This is a genomic window from Candidatus Marimicrobium litorale, assembly GCF_026262645.1.
Lineage (GTDB): Bacteria > Pseudomonadota > Gammaproteobacteria > Pseudomonadales > Halieaceae > Marimicrobium > Marimicrobium litorale.
The window spans coordinates 119,737-144,183 of the sequence record NZ_SHNO01000002.1; the positions used below are offsets into that span (position 1 = coordinate 119,737).

Here is a 24,447-nt window from a genome sequence, read left to right on the forward strand (position 1 = left end):
CTAAGCGGTCGCGTTAAAAAGTTCCCGGCCTATCAGCATCCGCCGGATTTCCGAGGTGCCCGCGCCTATCTCATACAACTTGGCGTCGCGTAGCAATCGACCCGCAGCGGCGTCATTGGTATAGCCAAAGCCACCGAGTGCCTGAATCGCCTGTAACGCCAACTGGGTAGCACGCTCCGCGGTGTACAGAATGACCGCGGCGCAGTCCTGACGTGTTTCCTCATCACGATCGCAGGCCGCTGCGACAGCGTAGAGGTAGGCACGGCTGGCGTTCAGATCTGTGTACATATCCGCCAGCTTGCCCTGCATTAACTGGAACTCACCGATACTCTTGCCGAACTGCTTGCGATCGTGAAGGTAGGGGACAACCTCATCGAGGCACGCCTGCATGATGCCTACCGGCCCACCGGACAAGACTGTGCGCTCATAGTCGAGGCCGGACATCAGAATTTTTACGCCGTCACCCTCGTTGCGCAGCACGTTGTCTGCCGGGATCTCGCAGTTATCGAATACCAGTTCACAGGTGTTGGAACCCCGCATGCCGAGCTTGTCCAGTTTGGGAGAGCGAGAAAAGCCCGGGAAATCGCGTTCTACGATAAACGCCGTGATGCCGCGGGAGCCAGCCTCCGGATCTGTTTTTGCATAAACAATGTAGACGTGTGCATCGGGGCCGTTGGTGATCCACATTTTTGTGCCATTGAGCACGTACACGTCGCCCTTCTTGCGGGCCGACAATTGCATACTCACCACATCTGATCCCGCGTTTGCCTCGGACATGGCCAGCGCACCGATTTGTTCGCCACTGCACAGCCCGGGGAGGTAACGGGCTTTCTGTCCCTCGTTGCCGTTTTTCTGTAACTGGTTCAGGCACAGGTTGGACATCGCGCCGTAGGAGAGGCCGACCGATGCCGAGGCGCGGCTGATTTCCTCCATCACAACCGCGTGGGCCAGGTATCCCTGTCCGCTGCCACCGTAAGTTTCATCAACGGTAATGCCAAGGAGGCCCATGTTGCCAAAGGTGCGCCACAACTCCGCGGGAAACTCGTTGTTGCGGTCGATCTCCGCCGCGCGCGGGGCGATCTCCCGTTGGCACATCTGGTACACCGCGTCGCGCAGCTGGTCGATATCCTCTCCCAGGCCGAAGCGAAGAGTGGGGTAGGGCGTGTTCATGGGCGACTCCTGGTCAGCTATCCGGTGAATCCGTTACAAGTGGGTTTTCCTGCAGCGCGCGACTGCACAGTTGCTCGACTTCCCCGAGGCTGCTCAGCGTGTCATCAATGTCTGCCTTCTGCTGTAGCAGGGCGGCCCTGCGTTCTTGCACCGTTGTAACGAGGGCCTGCAGCTGCGTGGCGTTATTGTTGTTCGGGTCGTACAGGTCGATGACGCTAACGCTTTCCTCCAGTGTCATACCAATTCGCTTGCCGCGCAGAATGAGCTTAATGCGAACGCGGTCAGCGTTGGAGTAAAGGCGAGTTTGGCCCTGTCGTCGGGGGTGGATGAGCGCCTTTTCCTCGTAATAGCGAATAGTGCGGGTGGTAATGCCGAATTCCCGGGACAGCTCGGAGATAGTGTATGTCTGCTCAGCCATAATGGAGCTGCCCTGTAAGCGCTGGTCATTGTCAGCATAGCTTAACCTTACGTTTACGTAAACGTAAACTTTGGCGTGAACGTCAGCACAGCCGCAAAGGCCAGAGCCGGGGCCCCCGGCAGATGCTATTCACCTCCAATTGCTATTGGGCCTGCGGGTGTAGCAGGGTAGCGAGGTTTATTTGATATGATCGCGCCTTATTCCCGAAGGTTGTTGCATCATGTCCAGATCCACCCTCCTGCCACTGCTGGCCAGTGGCGATTTCCGCTCAGGCCAGGAACTGGCCGAACAGTTGGGTGTCAGTCGCACGGCGGTATGGAAGCAGGTCAATCGGCTCGTGGAAGAATCTGGCCTGCCGATCGAGTCAGTGAAGGGAAAAGGATACCGCATCGCAGGCGGCGTCGATCTGCTTGAAGCTCCGTTGGTGACGGCAGCCATGAGTCCGCAAAGCCGCCATCTGCTCGATCGGCTGGAAGTACTCGATACGATCGATTCGACCAATGCTGAAGTGATGCGCAGGGCAGAGGCGGGGTGTGCCCCGGGCCTTGTCTGCACTGCAGAGCAGCAAACGGCGGGTCGCGGCAGGCGCGGCCGACAATGGGTCAGCCCTTACGCGGGCAACCTCTACCTTTCGTTGCTCTGGGAGTTTGGTCAAGGGGCTGCAGCGCTGGAAGGCCTTAGCCTCGCGGTGGGTGTAGCGGTCGCTCGTGGTCTTGAACAACTGGCGCTGCCGACGGTGCAGCTCAAATGGCCCAACGATATTCTCTACCGGGGTGAAAAACTGGGCGGGATACTGATTGAAATGAATGGTGATGTAGACGGCGCCTGTCGCGTCGTGATCGGTATCGGTATAAATGTCTCCATGCCGGCCGCTGCCGCCGTTGCGATCGATCAGGCGTGGACAGACATTCGCAGCAGTGCCGTCGGGCAGGTGCCCACCCGCAATAGATTACTGGCCGCTTTGCTTGACCAGTTGTTGCCGCTGCTGGCGGGTTTTGAAGACACGGGGTTCTCCCGTTGGCGCGAAGACTGGCTGGCATTCGATGCCTTTGCGGATGCCGAGGTGGTATTGCACTCGGGCACCACCACCCTTGCGGGTATCGCTCGCGGTGTGGACGACAGGGGTGCGCTGCAGTTGCAGACGACAACGGGCATTCAGAGCGTATACGGGGGTGAAATATCGCTGAGGGCGGCGTCTTGAGCAGACTCTGTTTACAACTGGACGTGGGTAACAGCAGTGCCAAGTGGCGCCTGGTGCGAGACGGCGCGGTGGTCACACGTGGCGCTTACCGTACCGACGATACCGATTCCCTTGCAGCACTATTGGCCTGCGCTGATCACCTGGATGACGTCTGGGTGTCGAGTGTCGCTGGCCCCGAACAGGAGTCGGCCCTGCAAGCCCTCGTGACGAAGCGCTGGCCTGTCGAACCCTGGTTTGCGCGCACAGCAGCGACAACAGGCGACTTGCGCAACAGTTATGCGGAACCCGTGCGTATGGGCGTGGACCGCTGGCTTGCGATGTTGGGCGCCCGGGATCGAAATTCAGGCAGGCTGTGCGTGGTGGATGCGGGATCAGCCCTGACGATTGATCTGGTCAGCGCGGCGGGCGAGCATGAGGGAGGATATATTATCCCGGGGCCGGCGCTGATGGAGCGTGCCCTGTTGCTGGATACCGACCGGGTTAGATTCGCAGAGGATGCGGATTACACGCTGGCACCGGGAACGTCCACGGCAGAGGCCGTGCGTCACGGCATTGCGTTAGCCCAGGCGGGCGCTGTAAGTATAGCGCTCGAGCAGGTAACGGGAAGTGCCCCGGCGTTACTCTTCTGCGGCGGTGGCGGTGAAGCCCTGATGCAACTGCTGGATCAGGGAGGGCAGTGGGCGCCGGAGTTGGTGTTCGAGGGGCTCGAGGTAATGGCGGCGCTGCGACCCTAGCGTAACTGTTTGTGCCAGTTGTGTACCACGTCCTCCACGCTGATTTCGACAGCACCGCCTCGCCACTTGTCAGCGTAATCTACGTCTGTGGAGTTGGGCGGAGGGTTGGGTATGTCGACCTTGAAACGACTAGGCATAGGGACAGCCTCCCCCAGTGCAATCGCCTCACCCTTGGCCAGGGAGGTCAGTGCGGCGAAGGTACTCTGTGCCGCTTCGGGTACCATGGAGCGCACGTACTTCTGGTCATCGGGGTTGGATATGCGCAGGCAGATGTAGGAGCTACACTGGGAGAGCACGGTTTCCGAGACGTCCGCTGGCCGCTGGCTGACTACGCAGAGCCCCACGCCATATTTCCTGCCGTTCTTGGAAATCCTTTCCATGACCCGGCGTGCTTCGCGGTAGCGCGGCGCTTCCAGACGTGGAATATATTCATGTGCCTCTTCACAGACAAGGAATAGCGGGAACTCCCTGCACTGTGGATTCCAGAAGTTGAACTCATACACCAGTCGTCCAATTTGTGCCGTCACCATAGGTGCGACATCAAAGGGAACGGCACTCAAATCAAGAACTGTGATACTGGCGTTGGGTTCGCCTCGCCCCACAATATCTTTCATCAGTCCTGTCAGCGATTCGGTCGAGTTACGTGTTTTTGGCTGCATGAAGAAATCATAGCGGGTGTCATTCAGCAAGCTATCGATTCTGACCAGTAACTGGCTGAACCTGCCGTAAAGTGGTGATTTTTTCTTGCCGAAATCGCTGGTCTCCGAGTTGGATTTTTCTATCATGTCTACAAATTTATCGATCGGGTAATAGACTGGCGAGTCCACGGTGATGTGTCCGAGATCGAGGTGTGCGTTGGCCTCCTGCTTGAGTCGGATCACAATGGAACGAAGATAGGACGTCTGCAGTGATGCGTCCGCGTCGTCGGGATCAATAATGAGATCGCACAGCTCGGAATAAGTGAGCATCCAGTAGGGAAATTCCGCCTGCTGCGCATTGAGGCTGCGCACCATGTGTTCTGCAAAGGGTGATTTGACGGAGGCACCATCAATTTCCCTGTCGCAGTACTCGCCGTGCATATCCAGCAGCACGATATGTGCGTTGGGCATATTGCGCAGCGCTGACTGCAGCAAGCTGGTGACTGTCCAGGATTTACCCGCGCCACTCTGCCCGAGGATCGCCGCATGTCGACCAAAAAACGATGAGGCGTCCAGGTGCACATCAACGGAACTGAACGCGGTCAGTTGTCCCACCTTGAACTCGACATTCTCGCGCTTGGCGAAAATACTGGATAGTTCGTCGAAATTGACCGGGTACACTTCATCGCCGATGTTAGGAAACTGCGAAACGCCCTTGACGAAATCTCCGTTCGTATTGAACTCCCCTACCGGTGTAATGCGCACCATGTGTGCGGCCTGACCCTGCCGGTCGGCAGTGCGATAGCTGCGCTCCACCATAACCAGAATTTTGGAGTGTGCCTGGTGTATGGCGAGGTAGGAGCCGACCTGACCGCTGCGCGCGCCGCCTTCGCCCAGTTTTGCCTCGGCGACCTGTTGATCATTATCTGTGATCAACCTGGCGGTGAAATAATCTCCGGAAACTTCGGCCAGCAGCCCGATCCGTGTGCTTGTTTCCTCTGACATCCCTGAAATCCCCTCACGCCTGACGGTTCTGTTTCAGACCAGCCAGAATCGCCCTGTTTTTAACGAGTATGGGACACGTGCGGGGCGCGGTACAGTAAAAAGCCCGCATAACCTCACAAAGTTGATTGATTTCACACCATGCCGAGCCATTTTCGAAAGAAAGCGCTTTTCAGTATTAAAGCGGGTGGCGGGAGGCCGGTGCTGTCATGTGGGGGTAGCAATCGAGGGGTGTGATCAGGGTGGACAGGGACGTCTGGTTTACACCTGTTACGACGCAGCGGCCACCGAGTTTGAGCGATTTGCAGCCGGGCTTTGGTGAGAAGCGTTTTCTCTTTGACAGCGCTGAGAGTCAGCGAGTCCTTGATGCCTCACGGCACCTAGAATTTGGTAAGCGCCGGAACAAGATCGCGAACTATGTTTTCAGGGGTAATTGCAGGGAGATAATAACCCCGGATTTATCGGGCAGGTTCTCTGCGCTCACTTGGCCGCCATGGAAATCCGAGATTAAACTTACGATATGCAAACCAAGGCCTAGATGTACATCACCGGTCTGTTCTTTCCGCAGCGACACCATCGGATCGAACAAGCGGTCTCTTAAGCCCTGCGGCAGAGTAGGCCCGTTATTGGACAGTGACAAGTTCCAGCTGTTCTCTTCCCTGCGCAGTTGCAGCGTGATGTCGCCCCCTTCGTGACAGAAGGAGGCAGCATTCTCCATCAGTTTGTCCAGGGCTTGTACAATCAAGTCAGCGACGCCGGTCACGAGGGCGCCTGTACCCTGAATGTCCAGTGAGAGATTATATTGCGAGTAGATTCCACGATAGACGGCAAACAACTCAGTGATCAATGGCACCAGGTCGAGCTCTTCAGGGATATTGTTCCTGATGCTCTCTTCAAGGCGATTGGCTTCACTCATAGCATTCAGAATGCGTTGCAGCCGCGCGAGGCCCTCGCGGGCGCGCTGCAAATACACGGGCCTTTCTGCAGTCTGATCATCGAGGTGTTCGAGATTATCCAGAGAGCTTTGTATGACTGCGATGGGTGTGCGCAGCTCGTGGGATAGCTTTCGACTGAGTGTGCGCAGGTAGTCGTTATACTCCCTGACACGTTCAAGCAGTTTCGCGTAGTGTCGCGATAACTCGCCAATTTCGTCACCGGCAGTGCTGCGTGGAAATGTTTCTGTTACACGCCCGTCTGCGTTGATCGCGCTATTGGCAGCATGAGACAGTTTGCGAATACGCCAGGATAAAAGACTGGCGTACCCCAGCAGTCCCATTGCGGCAATTGCCATTGCCAGCAGACTGTAGCCCAGCAGGCGGCTAAATGCCTTATCAGTCAGTGAAAGGTAAGCTTCGCCGCTCTGGCGAATAATAACAGCACCCAGAATGCCGTCTTTGTCGATTATAGGCGCGGCGACGGATTGCACCGTTCGTGTGCGGTACTGTGGATCACGGTATTGCTGACTGGCGACGTTGCCGGACAGTGCACTGTGAATTTCCGCCCCCGCTATTTTTCCCGGTCGGGGCGGAGTGGGGAGTGTCGCCAGCGCTGCCTGTGAAAGAATGCTGCGGTAGAGTAACTGCAATAGCCAAAAGGTGTTCTGCTCTGTGCGAGCACCGTGTTCGCCGGCTGCTATGTCCGCGGTCTGCCAGCCGTCGTTGTCCACGATCTGGATGTGGCTGCCCTGTTGACTAAACGGGGCAAGCAGGGCTCGCAGTTCCTCAGGGCTGTAGACCAGCCAAGGTGGTGGTTGTAGATCGCCAGGGCTGATATTGCCTGCCGTCTCCGTCTGCTGCCCGTCTCCGAGCTCATTCACTGCATAAAACCCTAGTCTGCTGCCTGTGTAGTGCAGTGGAATTTGAAGCTCGAGCGTATAACCGTCCACAGCGTCCTGCCAATAGCCATTAATGTTGGCGGCGTCAAACCGGCCTGTGCCGCCGTTGCCTGCCTCTGCGATTACTTTTCCTGGCCCTGTGGTAAGAATGACATATTCATGGAGAGTGCTGTTCTGCCATAGCCTCAAGATCAGCCGGTCGCCGTTTGGTTGCGTAGGATGTCCGATTATATGAAAGTCCGACTCGGGGTCTTTCACGTTTAGCATCAGAAAAAGATAAGCGCCGCGAGTCTGCGCCCTGACCGTTACCTGTAGTTGAGAGTCGGGCGCGCCGCTGAAATCACGACCTTCAATACTTTCCCAGCCGTCATCGTAACCATCAATATAAACAATCTGCTGCGTTGGAGCGGCATAGAGGGATCGGGTCTCATCCGTTGTTGCATGGCGCCGATCAGCAGAGGGATACAAAAGACGTTCCTGTGTACTCAATACGGTGGCGATAGCCTGGGCAGTCGCCTGTAGCGACTGCGTCTGCCCCTCGCGCATCGCACCCTCCATCTCCCGCACAAATTGACACCCTGCCCAGGGGAGTGAGAGTAGCAGTAGGCTCACCAGCAACAACTGGCGGCGCAGGTTCACGCGTTACTTCCCAGACCAACGATAGCCAACACCATAGACCGCCTCAATTCTGTCGAAACTGTCGTCGCTGTCGACAAACTTGCGTCGTAGTCGCTTGATATGAGAGGTGATCGTGTTGTCATCCTGTACGACATCCGCGGCGTCCATCAATTGCTGACGGGATTTTACCTGCCCGGGTCGGTTGGCCAGTGCACTGATTATCCGGAACTCAGTCAGTGTGAGCTCAATGGCCTCACAGCGCCATGTGCACGTCATGCGTTCCACGTTCAGTGTGAGCTCGTCCCTTTGCAAAATATCGCTTTCCTGCTCAGGTGTGCGTAACGCTTTCAGTCGTCGAAACAATGCGGTAATGCGGGCGAGCATGAAGTCCTGGCTGATGTCCTTGGTCCAGTAGTCGTCCGCTCCCAGCCTCAAGCCGGAGATCATATCCAGTTCCGAATCTCTCGCGGTGAGGAAAACAATGGGCAGTTCGGGGCTTCGGCTACGTAAATCCCGGCACAGGTCAAATCCCCCTTCAATATCATCACCGAGGCCGATATCGATGATGGCAAGCTCAGGCAGTTGTTGCCTAAAGGCAGCGCTGGCGCTGGCCTGATCCTGAAAAATCGAGACTCGATAGCCCCTGCGCTGCAGTGCATCGCGATAATTTGCAGCGATTGCGGCTTCATCCTCAACGATGGCGATATGGTATGGCATACCTCTACCTGGCGTAGATTACATTTCACCCGCTATAGTTCCAAATACACAGGCCGATCTCAAGCGACTGCCACAATTCGCCATTATTTATCACAGAAAAGCCCTATTCGATCCCTTATTTCGCCCTATCAATTCGTTTGAATACGGTGAAACCCAAGGAGAGATCGTATGAATTATCCCTATTATGTCTGTCACCCCTATACAAAGACCGCACGTTTATTCGGCAGTGTGCGACTGTGGCTTGCGTGCCGTTACGTGCCGGCGCTTGTGCTGAGCGGTTGTCTGCTGCTTCTGCTGGCGGCTGTACCTGTCGGGGCGACGAGTTCAGTCGACAACCACGAGCCAGATTTGAATGGTGTGGGTAGCGGGCACCTGTTGATGCGGGATGAAACCACGGGGCGTTATTTGCCCGCCTGGGTTCAAGACAGCAAGGTCCACTTTGATATCACGGGCATGATCGCGACGGTGCGCGTGGAGCAAACGTTCCGTAACACGTCCGATCGTTATCTGGAGGGGGTGTATGCATTTCCGCTACCGGACAACGCAGCGGTGCGCCATCTCGAAATGCAGCTGGGTAGCCGGCGTATTGTCGGAAAAATCAAAGAACGATTAGAGGCAAAAAAAATCTATCAGGCGGCGAAACGCGCCGGCAAGAAGGCCAGTCTGGTGGAGCAGCAGCGCCCCAACCTATTTACTAACAGAATTGCGAATATTGGCCCCGGCGAGAAAATTACGGTGCGTATGGAGTATGTACAGGCGGTGGAGTACGCACACGATGTATTTTCGCTGCGTTTTCCAATGACCATCACGCCACGCTATATTCCCGGTGCGCGGCTTCGTGATCAAAGAACATTGGAAAACGATGAAACCGTGGTCGTCGATAACTACCTGGGTTGGGCGCGGCCGACCGACCAGGTACCCGATGCCGATGCGATCTCCCCTCGTTCTTACCCGTCGGCGGGGGACGGCCGCACACCGCTAAACCCCATCGAGATCACGGCGCAGCTGGATGTAGGCATGCCTCTGGCAGAGGTCGACTCGCCCTATCACGATATTTCTCTGTCGCGCCGAACGGGCGTGTACAGCATTCGCCTGGTCAACGGCGTCAGCGAGATGAATAGGGATTTTGTACTCAACTGGCAACCGGTGAGCGGTGCTACACCGAAAGCGGCGCTGTTTACTGAGAAAATCGATAATGATTATTATGCGCTCTTGATGGTGGTGCCACCTGCGGCCAACCGCATGGCAGACGGTATGGCCAGAGAGATTATTTTTGTTGTGGATACCTCCGGCTCAATGGGCGGGGCGTCGATAGAGCAGGCGCGTTCCAGTGTGTCCAGAGCACTCACACAGCTGCGATCACAGGATTATTTCAACATTATCGAATTTAACTCGGATCACCGGGTTCTGTACCGAGAGTCATTGCGAGCCAGTCGGCACAATATTCAGAGGGCCCAGGAGTTTGTTCGACACCTGAGTGCGAGCGGTGGCACCGAGATGTTGCCCGCGCTGCGCGCAGCGCTGGCCGCGCCAGTCGATGAACAGGGCCAACGCGATAGAGCGACACTGCGCCAGGTGGTGTTCATTACCGACGGAGCGGTTGGTAACGAGGCTGCATTGCTGCAAGCAGTGTCTTCTGAGCTGGGCGACAGTCGTCTGTTTACGGTGGGTATCGGGTCTGCGCCGAACGGCTGGTTTATGCGTAAGGCAGCGGAATTCGGGCGAGGCAGCCACACGCATATCGGTGATCTGGAGAATGTTGCACCGAAGATGGCCGCACTGTTCAAGCAGTTGGAGCGACCAGCAGCGGTAGACTTCAAAGTGGACTGGGATGCGCCGGCGGATGCCTGGCCAAGCCGGATACCAGACCTCTACCAGGGCCAGCTACTGTCCGTGGTTGCCAATTTGGGTCCGACACTGCCGCAAGGCGAAATTACCGTCAGTGGTCGCGTTAACGGCCAGCCCTGGCGGCAGCGTGTGCAAATGGCGCCCGACGCCAGCGCCGCTAACAACGGCCGGCACCTTGGTGTGGCCAGTCTTTGGGCAAGACGTAAGATAGCGGGCTTATTGGATCAAAAAATCACCGGACGCGATGAGGCGTCAGTGCGGGCTGAGGTTCTGCCTCTCGCGCTTGCTCATCAGCTGATGAGCCCTTACACCAGCTTTGTGGCAGTTGAAGAAGTGGTCTCTCGGCCCCCCGGAGACAGTCTTGGCCGCAAGGCGGTGCGCAATACGCCCCCCGAGGGGCAAAGCTCGCAGAGCTTTGCCTACCCGCGCACGGCGACATCGGGCCCTGCAAAGGTGTGGTTCGGAGTTTTCTGTCTGTTTCTCGCGATGGTAGTGCACGTGTTGCGCCGGCCGGAGGTGGACGATGCGCCAGCAGAGGATAAGTAGACGGGGTGGCAATGTCATTATGCTGTGTCTTCTGGTACTCGGCATACAGCAATTGAGTGGAGCTGCAATCATTAAGGCCAAAGCAGGATTGGCGCCTCTGTTAATAGAAAAAGCCTGGGAGCAGACCCTGCGTTCGGGGGAACCCGCCAACAAGCCTTGGCCATGGGCTGATACTTGGCCGGTGGGACGCCTGCGCGTCGATACGCTGGATGTCGATCTGCTGGTGCTGGAGGGAGACTCCGGCAACGCGCTGGCCTTCGGCCCCGGCCGCGCGCTGCCGTCTGCCCAGTTGGGGTCGGAGGGTACGGCGGTCATAGGCGGTCATCGTGATACCCATTTTTCCTTTTTGCAGCACATGCAAAAAGGTCAAATGCTGCAGCTGCAGGTGGCCTCGGGGAAAATTCTCGACTACGAGGTGCAGTCGCTGCAGATTGTAGACGCCAGTCGGGCGTCTTTGTCGGTCAATGTGACGGCAGAGGCGCTGGTGTTGGTCACGTGCTACCCCTTCGATGCCCTGCAAGCGGGTGGTCCACTGCGCTATGTGGTCACGGTCACGCCAAAAGCCGATTTGCGGATGACCAGCCAGATAGAACCGTCGGGATAATGCCATTGATGAATTATGCGCACGCTTGTTCCATGTTTGCAGCGGGGTGTTTAGTCTGCCCCCAACATGGCGCTCGGGGCAGCATGCCTGGAAAATTCTTGTCCAGGAAAAATCGGCACTGCCAATGACTTCGAAACTGTTTCGGAAGAGTTAATTTCCGGACTATCCAGTTGTGTCGACGGCGAGATTCTTCCCGGGGATTTGGTGATGCGCATTGGCCTGCTGGGCAATCGGAACAGCACCTATACGATGAGTCAATCTGGTGATGCCGCGTGCAAATGCACCCGGCAGGGCGTTTATTCGGCCTATACTCGGGCGAGTTTATAACGTATATTTTTACGGCATGCGACAGAATAATAGAAGCAAATCGGCATGAGGATCTTCGGTCTCGACTTCATTGAGTCGACACACAATACTGCTGTCGCTTATACCGCCTCCTATGAATGGTACATCGTCCTGATGTCGTGCACGGTCGCGTGGATAGGTACCTTTGCAGGACTGAATACCGTATCTGCAATCAGATCTTCGCAGACCAGAATGGGCAAGATCGCCTGGGGGTGTACGGGTGCATTTGCTCTGGGCTGCGCAGTTTGGTCGATGCATTTCGTTGGCATGCTGGCCTATTCCTTGCCTGTGCCCGTCAAAATGAACCTTCTGATTACAGCTGTCTCGCTGGTTCCTGCAGTCGTAGCAAGCGGTTTTGCGATTGTCTTTCTCACATTTGGCGAGCTAAAGCTGCAGGGTACCGTGCTGGGGGGTATCTTTCTTGGCGCCGGAATTGGAACGATGCATTACTTCGGAATGGCGGGCATGGAAGGTCCTTTCATTCTGCGCTACGACGCAACGTTGTTTGCACTCTCAATACTCATTGCAATAGTGCTTGCCATTCTTGCTTTGTATGTGGGTTTGGGCACCGTTCAATCGAAAGAGAGCAACGTATTGCAAACGGTCGTTTCCGCTTTTGTGATGGGGGCCGCCATTTCGGGTATGCACTATACGGGTATGTCTGCCGCCTACTTTTTTCCTGTCCAGGGTGAGACGACGATGTCTGCGTCCCATGGAAACTTTATCGCCTATATCGTTGTTGGTGTCACCGCTCTGCTGTCCACGGTTGCCATCGTCTCGACGGTTGTAAATCGAATGTTTGTGGAGCTATATATAGCCACCGAAAATGCGAAGTCTGCCGCTCGCGAGAAATCAGACTTTCTTGCCAGAATGAGTCACGAGATCAGGACTCCGATGAACGCAATTATCGGCATGACAAGGATTATGTCGAAATCCAGCCTTGATGAGACTCAGCAAGAATACCTGTACAAAATTACCAAGTCGTCCTCTCAGCTTCTGTCGGTGATTAACAGTGTTCTGGACTATTCGAAGATAGATTCAGGGATGATGTCGGTAGAGCGCGTCATGTTTCGGCCGAAAGAAGTACTGGAGAGTATTGAAGATTTAGCCGAACCTCAATCGAGTAAGAAAAATATTCAGATCTTGTATCGAGTGTCAGATGACTTCCCATCATACGTCGAGGGAGACCCAACCAAGCTGACTCAGATTCTGGCCAACCTGGTGTCAAATGCGCTTAAGTTCACGGAGGCGGGTTCGATCCGGATTGAATGCTCTGTCTCTGAGCGCGTGGAAGAAAGAATTGTTCTGCATTTTTCAGTTCAGGATTCTGGGATTGGCTTATCAGAGGCCCAGATGAGAGAACTTTTCCAGCCCTTTGCTCAGGCTGACGGGAGCATTACCCGTCGATTCGGAGGTACAGGCCTGGGCCTCGCAATTTGTCGGGAATTATGTGAGCTGATGGGCGGGCGCATTTGGGTAGAAAGTAAGCTGGGCTTGGGCAGTACATTTCATTTCACGGTTTCAGTTAACGAGGGGCCAGACTTAGAGAAGAAAAAGGTACTGGAGGTGTTACGTGATCTGCGAATCCTGCTACTGGACGATAGCCCTGACGACATCGCTACAATTACCGAAATTCTTCGAGATTACGGAGTGACACCCAGGTACGTCTCTTCTGGCCGAGATGCTATCTCTATTCTGGAACAGGCAGGCAGCGATCCCTATGACGTTTTGATTGCCGACTGGAGGCTCTCGGGAGAGGATGGAATACGGGTTGCGCTCGAAATTGATAATAATCCGAACATCGACTTCAAGCCTAAGACGATTCTTACCAGCGCCTACGTAAGAGATGGCATGGAACTTCTCGCGCGCAACTTATCGCTGTCCGGGTTTGTGAGTAAACCAATCGTACCGGGTTTGCTTATCGACGCGATCATCCAAAGCTTGACCGAAGACGGTAGCTACGTGTTAGACGACGCTCGCGAAAAACGATCATTTAAAATAGAAAAGACATTTCCTGCCGCGCGTTGCCTGCTGGTCGAGGACAATGATTTCAACCGTGAGGTGGCAGAGCACGCTCTGAGGGAATTGGAGCTGGAGGTTGACACAGCGAGTAGTGGCTCCGAAGCAATAGAGAAACTGGCGGCAGATATCTACGATGTTGTATTCATGGATCTGCAAATGCCTGAAATGGACGGAATAACCGCTACCAGAGAAATTTTCTCTCGCTGGCCCGAACGGGATATCCCAATACTTGCACTCACAGCCCATGCGCTGGCTGAGGAGCGAGAGAAAAGTCTCGCTGCAGGTATGGCAGACCATCTGACTAAACCGCTGGAGATGGATAAAATCGTTCAGGCACTCAGCCGTCATATGAAAAGTCCTTATCGAGGCATCAAAAAAACGTTAGCCCAGAGTGCTTCATCAGCGGAAAGACTCGACGAGGATACACTTCGGATCCGCTTCAAAGGCGAAGAGCAAGAACTTCAAGATCTACTTGAGACATTTATCAAGTCCTACGGTGCTAGAGGCTCCATTGAGTTACTAATAGAGCAGGGGGAGTCCGAAAAGGCGGCAGATTTAGCTCACCAGGTCATTGGATCGGCAGGCTATTTGGGTGATTCGGACCTGGCGGACATTGCCCGTGAAACCGAGACGGGGTGCAGGACAGGTGACCCCCGGGCCAGTCACACACTGGCTGTTAAATTTGACGCTGCGCTGAAGCAGTTGGTGCAGGAAGCCAGAATTTTCCGCCATCAGTTGGCTCAGGTCTCGTCGTCTTCTGCCGATTCAGCGCTCAGCCTGGAGGAATTGCTGGCGGCCTTGGGTAACGCGCTGAAAGAGGACGATTATCGGGCGGAGTCGATGCTGAAGGATCTGAAAGCGAAGCTGGGAGGCGAATTCCCAGGCTCGCAGCTGAATACTTTGCAGGAACAGATTTCTAATACGGAATACGATGAGGCGCTTCAGACACTTGCGTCTATGAGGAAGTTACTCAATGAGCGGTGAAACCGACGGCCGCTCGATCTTGATCATCGAAGATGATCCCTCGAACCGCCGAATTATAGCAAAAACGCTGAGCCCATTTTATCGAGTGGTTATGGCGTCGGATGGTTCGAAAGGAGTCTTGCGCGCCAAAAAGCATCGACCCTCTTTAATCCTGCTAGACATCAATCTGCCAGACCAATCCGGTTTCGACGTGTTGAAGACGTTAAAAAAGAATGAGGACACCAGAGATATTCCGGTGCTGTGTTTAACCGCAGCCACCACAGAGAAAGAGGAAGAAAAAAGTCTTTCGCTGGGTGCGGTAGATTTCATTGGTAAACCGATTCGTCCGAAAATCGTTCTCGCGAGAATCGCTATTCACATTGAAATTGCATCCCAGCGAAAGTCGCTCGAGAAACTAACGCAGCAAGACCCGCTCACAGGTGTGAACAACCGCCGAAGCTTCGATAAGGCATTAAACGATGAGACTCGCCGGGCGAGGCGATCGCACGAGCCTCTCTCTTTGATTATGGTTGATGTTGATCATTTCAAAAAGTTTAATGATAACTATGGCCATCAGAAAGGCGACGAAGCACTTCGACTCGTCGCAACCGCTCTTGCAAAAGAAGCCAGCCGGGCCGGGGACTTATGCGCTCGATATGGAGGGGAGGAATTCACAATTCTGTTGCCTCGAACAACAATCGAAGCGGTACAATTTATCGCAGAGAATTGTCGTAACGCAATCGCCTCGTTAGCCATTCCTCATGCTCATTCGGAGTCAGCTGAGTGCGTTACAGCCAGTTTGGGATGTGCAACCTGGCAGCCCTCAGGCGAAGCAGATGCGCCGGTTCCGAATTTGGTCGGCCTTGCAGATAAAGCACTTTATGCGGCCAAAGAGAAAGGGCGAAATCAGATTTACCCAGCGCTGCACGAAGCCTGACGCGCTGAAGCGTATTGTCAGCTCGCTGGAACGGGTTGACGCTGCACAAGCTGGGATAGTTCGACTGAAAATATATTTTCAGGCTCCACACGGAAGCAGTTGCGCAATGTAAGCGGTTTCATTACGGACGCTTCCCGGACTAAAACAGGTATCCAGTGAGTGCCGACCTGAATGGGCAGCACACTATCGGGACACTAGCTCCCCCGAACTGGCCCTAAAACGCGTAAGCCGCAGTGAGACCATACACACGGGGTTCGCCAAATTGGTAGTAGGGTTCGGTGACGTAGCCATTTCGCGGGTCGTTGCCAAAACTGCCGAACCCGCGCACGGTATAGTCTTCGTCGGTCAGGTTCCGACCCCACAGCACGACGCGCCACCGCGCTTGCTCCCATCCCAGGCTCGCATTCACCAGATTGTAGTCATCCGATTGTTCGGAGTGGCGGTCAGAGAAGTAGTACGAATCTTTACCCTGTACCTCGATGCGCAGGAAAAGATGCTCGGTTAAATCGTAACGGCCGCCTGTCGCGTACTGGTACTTGGGCGCATGGGCCTGCTCGCGCCCTGACAGGTCTTCCTCGAATACGTTCACGTAGTCGTCGAACTCTGCTTTCAGCAGGCCGACATTGGCCCACAGCAGCAGCTTATTGGTCGCGCGCCAGTCAATTTCTATCTCGGTGCCGTAATTATTGCCCGCTGCGGCATTGCTGGTGTAATCGACAAAGGTCGTGGCGCCGCCGTCCTGGGGAATCAGCAGTGAACCGCGCACTTGCTGATCATCGCGATCCATATAGAACAGGGCGATGCGTGCCTGCAGCCGATTATCCAGCAGCCGGCTTTTAACCCCCATTTCGTAGTTGATGAGTGTTTCTTCGTCGAAGGTGCTAACGGATTCCAGCGCGTTGATGACGTCTGGAGCGTCGGTGGATTCTACATTCGCGAGGATGGCGCCGTTGACGCCTTCCGCGCGGTAACCGCGGGACACCGAGCCGTACACGAGGGTGTTATCGCGCCATTGGTATTCCAGTGCGAGCCGGCCTCCCCACATGTCGTCATCCGGATTGAAGTCTACGCCGTTATTGTCGCTGTAGTCGGTGTCACGGTACTCCCAGCGCAAGCCGGTGATCAGCGTCAGCTGGTCGGTCAGTGCGGTGTCGAGCTGAGCGAACAAAGCGTAGCTGTCGGTATCGTTCTTGCTGGTGAAAAAGGGTGCAAAGGTGTAGGTGCGATCCAGATCCTCCTTGTTGCCAAGGTGATACGCCCCTATCACCCAGTCGCTACGATCGTTGAACAGGCGCGATTGCGCATTGGATAATAAGCGTAATTCCGCGCTGATGCTGTGGCGCTTGCGATCGTATTGGTCATAGGAGGTATAGCCGTCCGGGTCAAAACCCTCGAAGGTCCAGTCCTCATCGTAGGCATAGGTGATATCGGTTTTTGCCACGCTAAGTCGTGTTTCCAGCGTCGCCGCGTGCAAGTCAGAATTTGTGGCGAGGCTCGCCGCAAAAGATTCCTGGGTATCCTTGCCGGGTTGGTCCGATAGGGTCGTGCGGGTGTTATCCAGGGAGAAAGCGTCGTACCCGTTGTCCATATCGATGTAGGTCATACCGAGGTCCAGTGTGTGTCGCTCGCTGGCCAGCCAACGCAAGCGGATGCGGCTGGTCAACTCATCGCGATCGGCATTGTCATCGTCTCCGGTAAAGTCATTTTTTTGGTAGCCGTCACTGTAAAATTGTTGCAGTGCCACCCGGTAGAGCAGGCTGTCGGTAATCGGACCCGTGCTGACACCGCCCAGGCTGTAGGTGTCGTAGTCACCGACGGATCCTTCCAGGTAGTGATAGGGCTCATCACTGGGGGTATTCGAGTTGATGCTGATAAGCCCGGCCAGTGCGTTTGCACCGTGCAGCGTGCCCTGGGGGCCGCGCAATATTTCCACCTGTTCAACATCAAAGGTGGTTCCCAGGCTGCCGATGCCGCTGAAATCAATTCCGTCCAGCAACAGACCGACAGACGGGTTGAGTGGCTCCTGAAACTGGCTGCGATCACCGACACCGCGAATCTGGAAGTAGCGCGCACGGGCGGTGCCGCTGGCGTAATTTACGTTAGGCGCATTGCCGAGAATTTCCTCCAGGTGCTGTGCACCGCTCTCAAATATTAACGATTCGTCCAGCACGGAGATGCTGGCCGCCGTCTCCATGAGGTTCGTATCGCGAAAGTCGGCGGTGACCACTATTTCCTCGAGCGGTTCGCTGGCTCTAGCGGGGAGGCTGAGTACCGCTAGGCACGTCAGGGTATAAGATAAAAACTTCGGCACAGGATCTCTCCATCATCGATGACAGTTAGAGAACCGGTTTTAGACAAATAGCGAGGAGGATTGAAACAACCTATTCCTACGCCGGTGCTAACCGGATCAGGTTCAAAGGGTTTGTCGGAGTCCTAACAGACCGGGACATCTCAGGCTTGCGCCACCCCTCAGGTATCAGTGCGCCTTAACGGCGCAAAACGATAATAACACCGCTGGTCGGATCAGGGAATGAATTTAGCGCGTGTGTCGAAAATCCCCCGCGGCATTGTGGAGGTGAATGCCGAGAAGGCCCTCGCGTTTCTGTCAGGAGCGCGAGTCAGATAGGGTGCAGCGCGTCTTCTGCGGTCGCTGTGACGAAGAGACGAAGAGACGAAGAGACGAACTGCCCTGGTTTTGCGTGAAAGGCACCTGATGTGAGGCGCTTTTCTATCGACTGCGCTATTCGATCGCACTATTCGACTGTACTACTCGATTGCATCATTGCCCCCGTCATACGGCTCGACGCCAAATTCAAAGACCGTCTGCGTGCGATAGTCCTGGCCCGGTTCAAGTCGCGTGGACGGAAAGCCGGATTGGTTCGGCGAATCCGGGAAATGCTGTGTCTCCAATACAACGGCACTCCGGTACGGATAGATGGCCCCGTGCTTGGCGGAGAAAGCACCCGCAAGGAAGTTACCGGAATAAAATTGTATGCCCGGCTCCTGGGTCGTGACTGTCAGGGTGCGCCCTGAGACCGGATCGATCACGATGGCGGCAGGTTCCTCACCTGAAGCGGCTGCATCGGTCAGTACCCAGTTGTGATCGTAGCCGCCCCCGTAAACAAGCTGCTGATGGGGTTCATCAATGCGCAGCCCGATCACTGTCGGCTCTCGAAAATCCAGTGGCGTCCCGGAGACCGTGGGCAGTTCGCCTGTCGGAATCAGCTCCTTATCAATTTCTGTAAAGCGGTCTGCATTGATGAGCAGGGTGTGTGCCAGCGTGGGGCCGGCGTCATGTCCTGCCAGATTGAAGTAACTGTGCTGTGTCAGATTCACCACGGTCGGCCGGGTGGTTGTAGCGTGGTAATCAACCGTAAGCCGATTGGTATTATCCAGCGAGTAGGTCACCGTGGTCGTCAGCTCCCCGGGGTAACCCTCGTCTCCGTCTGGACTGATCAGTTGCAGCGTGATGTCGCTATTACTGTGCTGCAGCACTTGCCAGAGCATTTTGTCGAAGCCGATCTCGCCACCGTGCAGATGATTCTCCCCGTCGTTTTTTGCCAGCGTATAAACCTGTCCATCCAGGCTGAACTCGCCGTTTGCGATGCGATTACCGTAGCGGCCCACCACGGTGCCGAAATAAGGGCTGTCCGTCAGGTATTGCTGTGGGTTGTCGAAGCCCAGCACAATATCCGCGAAATTGCCGTCTCTATCCGGGGTTTCCAGCGACACAATGGTCGCGCCCAGATTGATAATGCCGACGGTTATCCCATTATCGTTGCGCAGTTCATAGCGAAAGATGGCTGCGCCGCCGGGCAGCGTACCGAAAATCTCAGGCACTGCGTTTGCCGTCGTCCGCGTGGCGCAGGCGACAACGGCAGATAGCCCGAGCAGGATAATTGCGATAGTGAGGAGTTTCATAGTGTTTATCTCCAGTTAAACAGGGGTAATCCGATCACCACCAGGTAGTATAAAAGCCGATGAGGATGAGCGTGATGGCCAGTGCGCTCAGGTTGAATCCGCGACTGGTACTGTATTCCACCTCTTTCAGATCGATAGCATTACTTTGCTCGCCGCTGTTTTCAATCAGGGTAACGCACACGGCGATGGCGACACACAGCACAAAAACCAGTCCGACGCGGTCCATAAAGGGCAGTGCAGGCCAGAGCAGTTTGAACAGCAGAGACAGCACCGCAGAGGCGATAGCGGCTGCCAGCGCCGAGTGCGCGGTCGCGCGTTTCCAGAAAAAACCCAGCAGAAAAATCGCGACGATACCGGGCGTAAAGAAACCGGTAAATTCCTGTATGTACTGGAAAGCCTGCTCGAGTTCGCCCAGCAGTGGGCGGCACACGAGCGCCGCGATGAGCATTGATAGCAGGGCCATCACCCTGCCCACTAACACCTGCTGACCCTGGCTAGCTTTTGGGTTGATAACGGTTTTATAGATGTCGAGGGTAAAAATTGTCGAAATACTGTTGGTCATTGATCCTAGCGACGATGCGATCGCTGCCACCAGTGCCGCAAAACAAATACCCAGTAGCCCGGCCGGCACCAGTTTCATCATTTCGGGGTATGCCTGGTCAGGCTTGGCAATATCCGGGGCGAGCACGGCGGCGGCGATGCCAGGCACCACCACAATGAGTGGCATGAGCAACTTAAGGAATGCGGCGAGCGCGATACCCTTTTGTGCCTCCGAAAGATTTTTTGCCGCGAGCGCGCGCTGGGTAATGTACTGGTTGAAGCCCCAGTAGGAGATGTTCATCACCCACAGGCCGCCCAACAAAACCGATAAGCCGGGCAGACTCATATAATGTGGAGAGTCTGCTGAAAGAATCATATCGAATCTTTCTGGTACCTCGCGGGTCAATACGGCAAAGCCTGTCAGTGCGCCTTGTCCATCACTGATTCTGTCGAGCGCGAGATAGGTCACCAGCAAGCCACCCAGTATGAGCAGGGTTACCTGCAGCGCATCGGTCAGTGCCACTGCCTTCAAACCGCCGTAGATTGAATAACCAATGGAGAACACCGCGAGGAACGTCAGCCCATATACCATGTCGAGCCCGGTGACGGTATTGATTGCCAGCGCGCCGAGGTAGAGCACGGAGGTAAGGTTTACGAATATGTACACGCCCAACCAGAACAAGGCCATGACCAGTCGAACACGTCTGTCGAAACGTTGCTCGAGGAATTGCGGCATGGTGTAGATGCCAGTCTTGAGAAAGATGGGAATAAAATACCGCGCAACCAGTATTAGCGTAATCGCCGACATCCATTCATAGGATGCAATGGCGAGTCCGATAGCAAAGCCCGAACCGGACATGCCGATAATTTGCTCTGCGGAGATATTCGCAGCAATCAGGGAGGTGCCCACAGCCCACCAGGGCAGGGATTTACCTGCCAGAAAATAATCCTCGGTATTTTTTCTGTAGCCGGGTTTTTCTCTCGATACCCACCAGGCAAGCGTGAACAGACCGAGGCAGTAGGCGGTAAAGCAGACCATGTCCAATGGTGAAAGATACATGTTTGCCTCTTTTTATTTATTATACCGCGGCCTGAATGGCCAATGTCGCGTCGAGGGCGGCGCTAACATTGATCTTCTTATTGTATGGACACTGCACCCCCGGCAGGGGCACTGGTGTAGATGCTCGCCTGCAGTCCAGTGTGACTGTAGTACGTATCTTCCACGCGCGCTACGATATCATCAAGCAGTTCTGCCGGAGCGAGTGCCACTACGCAGCCGCCAAATCCGCCGCCGGTCATGCGTACCCCGCCATGGGAGCCCAGTATCTCGCCTATCTGATCCACGAGAAAATCCACGGGGGGCACCGTGATCTCAAACAGGTGCTTCATGGACAGGTGGCTGGCGGACATGAGTTGGCTCAGCTGTTCAATATCATTATTTTGCAGCGCAGTCGCCGCCAGCAGAGTACGTTCGTTTTCCTCCAGCACGTGTTGTGCACGCTTTGCAACAAGCGGCTCCATCGCTTGACGGTTAACCTGAAATTCCTGCAATGGAACATCGCGCAGGCTGCTCACGCCACACATGGCGGCGGCACGTTCGCACTGTTCGCGCCGGTCATTGTACTCGCTGTCGACCAGGCCGCGCCGCACATTGGAGTTGACCAGTAGTAGTGATAAATCAGACGGCATGTTGACCGGTTTCAATGTAAAGTCTTTGCAGTCGATCAGGGTGGCTGTGCCGACGGCCGCGCTTGTACAAATCAACTGATCCATGATGCCGCAGTGGCAACCGACGAAATCGTTCTCCGCCGCCTGACCGACCTGCGCCAGTGTCAGGTTGCTAACCGCCAGATCGTTATCGACTGCCAGCGCTTTGGCCACGCCAACCTCCAGCGCTGCAGAGGAACTCAGCCCGGCGCCCTGCGGGATATTACCGATAATGGCGATATTGCAGCCGCGCAAGGAGAAGTCTCGGTCCTGAAGCGCGCATACAACACCGCGCACGTAATTTGCCCAGGCTTGATGGGTGTTTGATGTGAAAGATTCACCCAGGCGGAAGGTATCGAGCTCGCGTTCATAGTCTAATGCGAGCGTGCAGACGGTGTTATCGGTGCGGGGCGAGAGTGCCACCAGCGTGTGCTGTTCGATTGCGCACGGCAGCACAAAGCCATGGTTGTAGTCGGTGTGCTCGCCAATCAGGTTGACCCGCCCGGGTGCGCGGATTACGTGCTGCGGCGGTTCGCCAAAATGGGCGATGAATGCCTCCTGCAGCTCATCCAGCACAGGCGCTACTCCGCGTGGACGCTGTAGTGGACGTCATTGAGTGACCGCAAGCGGGCTGCAGCCTGCTCGGGGGTCAGGTCGCGCTGGGCCTCACACAGTATTTCATAGCCAACCATAAACTTCCTGACTGTCGCGGAACGCAGCAGCGAGGGGTAGAAGTGAGCATGCAGTTGCCAGTGTTCGCCGCTGCCCGCCATGCCCTGTGCCGGCGCACCATGCCAGCCCATACTGTAGGGGAAAGCCGTCTGAAACAGATTGTCATAGCGGCAGGTCAGTTGCTTTAGCAGGCTGGCCAGGGCGTGTTTTTGCTCTGGATCGAGATCCGTCATGCGCGACACTGGCTGCAGTGGCAGTAACAACGTTTCAAAGGGCCAGGTGGCCCAGTAGGGCACTACGGCCACCCAGTGTCCATTTTGACAGACAACGCGCTCACCGCTTTTTTGTTCCTGCTGTGCGTAGTCGAGCAGCAGCGATGTGCCGTTGGTATGCCAGTACCCGGCTTGTTTCTCCTCCTCGCGTTGCGGCAGGGTGGGAAGCTGATCACTGGCCCATATTTGCCCATGGGGGTGAGGGTTTGAGCAGCCGTTCAGTGCACCCCTGTTTTCAAAGACCTGCACCCAGCAGTAACGCGCCTCCAGTTCGGCCACTTGTGCGCACCACACCTCTATAAGGGTCCGTATAGCGGTCGGCTCCATCAGTGCGAGACACAGATCGTGACGCGGCGTATAGCAGATAACACGGCTGACGCCGTTCACGCTCGCGCTCCGCAGTAAACCTTGCTCATGGCTGTGTGTGGCGCCGTCGTCGACTAACGCAGCGAAATCGTTATCGAACACGAGGGGGCCGTCGTATGAGGGATTCACCTCATCGTTTACGCGGGTATTGCCCGGGCAGAGGTAGCATTGCGGATCATGTTGCGGAAGCGAGGTCGGGTCTACTTGCTCAACGTGCCCCTGCCAGGGACGCTGCGCGCGCTGCGGCGAGACCAGCACCCAATCGCCGCTAAGCGGATTGTAGCGACGGTGAGGGTGTTGTGCTGTGTCTGATTGTGACGGGTCGATAACGAGCTCCGGCAGTAGCTATAGCAGCATTTGTAGCAGTTTTTGTAGAAAAATACTTTAACAGGTGCTATCGGCCCTTGAACTGCGCAGCACGGCGCTCCTTGAACGACTGCACGCCTTCGTCCACGTCCTCGGTGTCAAATAGCGCCTTTTGGGTGGGCTTGAGGGCAGCGACGGCGGCCTCGAAGCCTTCCTCTACAAACCGACGCGATGACGCTTTGGTGGCCTGGACTGCCAGTGGTGCGCCGGTGGCGATGACTTCGGCAATCTCGATTGCCCGCTCAAGCTGCTGGCCAAGGGGAACGATCTCTTGCACCAGGCCGATACGCTTGGCCTCGTCAGCATCGAATTCATCAGAGGTGAGCAGGTGATACATCGCATTGCCCCAGCCACCGCGCTCCACGAACCGAATGGTGGCCCCGCCTGTCGCGTGGATGCCGCGTTTGGGCTCCAGCTGCGAGAAGCGGCAGTTGTCAGCCGCAATTACAATGTCACCGGCCAGTGCGAGTTCGATGCCCAGTGTGTAGGTAATACCCTGGACGGCAGTGACGATGGGTTTGCGGCAGGCGCGGCCCAGGCCAACGGGATCGATATGGCTACCATCACCGCTTGCGCCCTGCTCCATGGAGTCTGTCCATTTGGGCAGGTCCAGCCCGGCTGTGAAATGATCGCCGTGGCCAAACAGGACGCCAACCCACAGGTCGTTATCTTCATCGAGGCGGGTGTAGGCTGCGACGAGCTGCTTCGCCATGGTGGGGGTGTAACCGTTGTATTTTTTGGGTCGATTGAGACCGATGAGCAAGATGTGCCCGCGAACCTCGGTAGTGATGGAGCCTTCTTCGTTACTCATGTTATCTGATTCCTTGTATGTAGCGACCCGGCAGTCACCGCGAGCGGGTCGCGTCTCGACGGCAGGTGAACGACAGTACGCTTGGCTTCGTATGTTGATGTTCTAGCGTTTCATTTGCAATAAAGAACTTGAGATAGCGGTATTTGGGGTGCTGTCACGTTTATGCACGTTCTCTCGAAAAGCGAGAATGCTGAA

17 protein-coding genes and 1 riboswitch are annotated in these 24,447 nt (G+C 55.7%); of the genes, 6 read left to right on the forward strand and 11 right to left on the reverse strand.

What is annotated here, in order from left to right:
- Both EYC82_RS17015 and EYC82_RS17020 read right to left on the reverse strand, forming a co-directional pair.
- The gene (locus tag EYC82_RS17015; protein ID WP_279250829.1) at positions 1-1,170 is read right to left on the reverse strand and encodes an isovaleryl-CoA dehydrogenase; all 1,170 of its coding nucleotides are present in this window, start codon (positions 1,168-1,170) and stop codon (positions 1-3) included.
- 13 nt (positions 1,171-1,183) lie between these two features.
- On the reverse strand, positions 1,184-1,588 hold the full coding sequence (locus EYC82_RS17020; RefSeq protein WP_279250830.1) for a MerR family transcriptional regulator: 405 nt from the start codon (positions 1,586-1,588) through the stop codon (positions 1,184-1,186).
- 220 nt (positions 1,589-1,808) lie between these two features.
- On the opposite strand from EYC82_RS17020, the gene birA reads away from it, so the two are divergent.
- Together birA and EYC82_RS17030 are read left to right on the forward strand one after the other, a co-directional pair.
- Positions 1,809-2,789: a bifunctional biotin--[acetyl-CoA-carboxylase] ligase/biotin operon repressor BirA gene (gene birA / locus EYC82_RS17025; RefSeq protein WP_279250831.1), complete on the forward strand. Its 981-nt coding sequence runs from the start codon at positions 1,809-1,811 to the stop codon at positions 2,787-2,789.
- The gene (locus EYC82_RS17030) at positions 2,786-3,523 is read left to right on the forward strand and encodes a type III pantothenate kinase (protein ID WP_279250832.1); all 738 of its coding nucleotides are present in this window, start codon (positions 2,786-2,788) and stop codon (positions 3,521-3,523) included. Before birA ends, EYC82_RS17030 begins: the two co-directional genes overlap by 4 nt.
- On the opposite strand, the gene EYC82_RS17035 is transcribed toward EYC82_RS17030, so the two are convergent.
- The 3 genes from EYC82_RS17035 to pdsR form a co-directional block, all read right to left on the reverse strand.
- Entirely contained in the window at positions 3,520-5,166 is a 1,647-nt protein-coding gene (locus EYC82_RS17035; RefSeq protein ID WP_279250833.1) for an ATP-binding protein, read from the reverse strand. The two genes, EYC82_RS17030 and EYC82_RS17035, sit on opposite strands and share 4 nt — an antisense overlap.
- Positions 5,167-5,578: 412 nt before the next feature.
- Positions 5,579-7,636 (reverse strand): ATP-binding protein, encoded by a 2,058-nt coding sequence (locus EYC82_RS17040; protein ID WP_279250834.1) that lies wholly within the window; start codon positions 7,634-7,636, stop codon positions 5,579-5,581.
- A gap of 3 nt (positions 7,637-7,639) precedes the next feature.
- Positions 7,640-8,332 carry a proteobacterial dedicated sortase system response regulator gene (pdsR, locus tag EYC82_RS17045; protein ID WP_279250835.1) on the reverse strand — a complete coding sequence of 231 codons (693 nt, stop codon included), beginning with the start codon at positions 8,330-8,332 and terminating at the stop codon, positions 7,640-7,642.
- A 168-nt stretch (positions 8,333-8,500) separates the two neighbouring features.
- Between pdsR and EYC82_RS17050 the strand changes: the two genes are divergently transcribed.
- The 4 genes from EYC82_RS17050 to EYC82_RS17065 all read left to right on the forward strand — a co-directional run bounded on the left by EYC82_RS17050 (position 8,501) and on the right by EYC82_RS17065 (position 15,597).
- On the forward strand, positions 8,501-10,726 hold the full coding sequence (locus EYC82_RS17050) for a marine proteobacterial sortase target protein (RefSeq protein ID WP_279250836.1): 2,226 nt from the start codon (positions 8,501-8,503) through the stop codon (positions 10,724-10,726).
- Positions 10,704-11,330, forward strand: coding sequence for a class GN sortase (locus EYC82_RS17055; RefSeq protein ID WP_279250837.1), 627 nt, complete (start codon positions 10,704-10,706; stop codon positions 11,328-11,330). The genes EYC82_RS17050 and EYC82_RS17055 overlap by 23 nt, the downstream gene beginning before the upstream one ends.
- Before the next feature lie 372 nt (positions 11,331-11,702).
- The gene (locus tag EYC82_RS17060) at positions 11,703-14,681 is read left to right on the forward strand and encodes a response regulator (RefSeq protein ID WP_279250838.1); all 2,979 of its coding nucleotides are present in this window, start codon (positions 11,703-11,705) and stop codon (positions 14,679-14,681) included.
- Entirely contained in the window at positions 14,671-15,597 is a 927-nt protein-coding gene (locus EYC82_RS17065; RefSeq protein ID WP_279250839.1) for a diguanylate cyclase, read from the forward strand. The genes EYC82_RS17060 and EYC82_RS17065 overlap by 11 nt, the downstream gene beginning before the upstream one ends.
- 214 nt (positions 15,598-15,811) lie before the next feature.
- On the opposite strand, the gene EYC82_RS17070 is transcribed toward EYC82_RS17065, so the two are convergent.
- From EYC82_RS17070 to EYC82_RS17095, 6 genes are all read right to left on the reverse strand, one after another.
- Positions 15,812-17,908 carry a TonB-dependent receptor gene (locus EYC82_RS17070; RefSeq protein WP_279250840.1) on the reverse strand — a complete coding sequence of 699 codons (2,097 nt, stop codon included), beginning with the start codon at positions 17,906-17,908 and terminating at the stop codon, positions 15,812-15,814.
- 56 nt (positions 17,909-17,964) lie between these two features.
- A riboswitch (TPP riboswitch) is annotated at positions 17,965-18,077 on the reverse strand.
- A 286-nt stretch (positions 18,078-18,363) separates the two neighbouring features.
- Entirely contained in the window at positions 18,364-19,518 is a 1,155-nt protein-coding gene (locus EYC82_RS17075; protein ID WP_279250841.1) for an aldose epimerase family protein, read from the reverse strand.
- A gap of 34 nt (positions 19,519-19,552) precedes the next feature.
- Positions 19,553-21,118, reverse strand: coding sequence for a sodium/sugar symporter (locus EYC82_RS17080; RefSeq protein ID WP_279250842.1), 1,566 nt, complete (start codon positions 21,116-21,118; stop codon positions 19,553-19,555).
- A gap of 77 nt (positions 21,119-21,195) precedes the next feature.
- On the reverse strand, positions 21,196-22,341 hold the full coding sequence (gene galK / locus EYC82_RS17085) for a galactokinase (RefSeq protein WP_279250843.1): 1,146 nt from the start codon (positions 22,339-22,341) through the stop codon (positions 21,196-21,198).
- 5 nt (positions 22,342-22,346) lie between these two features.
- Positions 22,347-23,417, reverse strand: a complete 1,071-nt coding sequence (locus EYC82_RS17090; protein ID WP_341475074.1) for a UDP-glucose--hexose-1-phosphate uridylyltransferase — start codon at positions 23,415-23,417, stop codon at positions 22,347-22,349.
- Between the two features lie 52 nt (positions 23,418-23,469).
- Entirely contained in the window at positions 23,470-24,252 is a 783-nt protein-coding gene (locus EYC82_RS17095; protein ID WP_279250844.1) for a crotonase/enoyl-CoA hydratase family protein, read from the reverse strand.
- Between the last annotated feature and the right edge of the window lie 195 nt (positions 24,253-24,447).

What these genes read in the sequence shown, in the direction of transcription:
- EYC82_RS17075 (WP_279250841.1), bottom strand. Translation starts at nt 19,518, where the DNA reads ATGAAACTCCTCACTATCGCAATTATCCTGCTCGGGCTATCTGCCGTT.
- birA (WP_279250831.1), top strand. Translation starts at nt 1,809, where the DNA reads ATGTCCAGATCCACCCTCCTGCCACTGCTGGCCAGTGGCGATTTCCGC.
- EYC82_RS17050 (WP_279250836.1), top strand. Translation starts at nt 8,501, where the DNA reads ATGAATTATCCCTATTATGTCTGTCACCCCTATACAAAGACCGCACGT.
- EYC82_RS17035 (WP_279250833.1), bottom strand. Translation starts at nt 5,166, where the DNA reads ATGTCAGAGGAAACAAGCACACGGATCGGGCTGCTGGCCGAAGTTTCC.
- pdsR (WP_279250835.1), bottom strand. Translation starts at nt 8,332, where the DNA reads ATGCCATACCATATCGCCATCGTTGAGGATGAAGCCGCAATCGCTGCA.
- EYC82_RS17015 (WP_279250829.1), bottom strand. Translation starts at nt 1,170, where the DNA reads ATGAACACGCCCTACCCCACTCTTCGCTTCGGCCTGGGAGAGGATATC.
- EYC82_RS17020 (WP_279250830.1), bottom strand. Translation starts at nt 1,588, where the DNA reads ATGGCTGAGCAGACATACACTATCTCCGAGCTGTCCCGGGAATTCGGC.
- EYC82_RS17060 (WP_279250838.1), top strand. Translation starts at nt 11,703, where the DNA reads ATGAGGATCTTCGGTCTCGACTTCATTGAGTCGACACACAATACTGCT.
- EYC82_RS17080 (WP_279250842.1), bottom strand. Translation starts at nt 21,118, where the DNA reads ATGTATCTTTCACCATTGGACATGGTCTGCTTTACCGCCTACTGCCTC.
- EYC82_RS17065 (WP_279250839.1), top strand. Translation starts at nt 14,671, where the DNA reads ATGAGCGGTGAAACCGACGGCCGCTCGATCTTGATCATCGAAGATGAT.
- EYC82_RS17095 (WP_279250844.1), bottom strand. Translation starts at nt 24,252, where the DNA reads ATGAGTAACGAAGAAGGCTCCATCACTACCGAGGTTCGCGGGCACATC.
- EYC82_RS17055 (WP_279250837.1), top strand. Translation starts at nt 10,704, where the DNA reads ATGCGCCAGCAGAGGATAAGTAGACGGGGTGGCAATGTCATTATGCTG.